1 protein-coding gene is annotated in these 393 nt (G+C 65.9%); it reads right to left on the bottom strand.

Going from position 1 to position 393, the window contains the following annotated elements; genetic code table 11:
* Positions 1-393 (bottom strand): hypothetical protein (locus tag GVJ63_RS22100; protein WP_159227379.1); only part of this gene is annotated, 393 nt, incomplete at both ends.

Genomic DNA, 393 nt, shown 5'->3' with positions numbered 1-393 from the left:
GCCCAGCACGGGCGAGGCCATCACGCCTTCGCGCGCGCGCATCCAGTTGTAGTTGCCCTTGACGGTGTTGATCTCGCCGTTGTGCGCCACGTAGCGGTACGGGTGGGCGAGCGGCCACTCGGGGAAGGTGTTGGTGGAGAAGCGCTGGTGCACGAGGCCGATGGCCGAGACGCAGCGCGGGTCCTGCAGGTCGAGGTAGTAGGTGCCCACCTGGTCGGCCAGCAGCAGGCCCTTGTAGACCACGGTGCGGCTCGACATGCTGGGAACGTAGTATTCCTTGCTGTGCTTGAGCTTCAGGCTCTGGATGGCGGCGCTGGCCGTCTTGCGGATCACGTACAGCTTGCGCTCGAGCGCGTCCTGCACGATCACGTCGTTGCCGCGGCCGATGAAGAC

The sequence above is a fragment of the Pantoea sp. 18059 genome (assembly GCF_902706165.1).
Taxonomy (GTDB): domain Bacteria; phylum Pseudomonadota; class Gammaproteobacteria; order Enterobacterales; family Enterobacteriaceae; genus Pantoea; species Pantoea agglomerans.
Note: the sequence above shows the minus strand (reverse complement) of the source record. Positions and strands in the feature narration are given on the sequence as shown.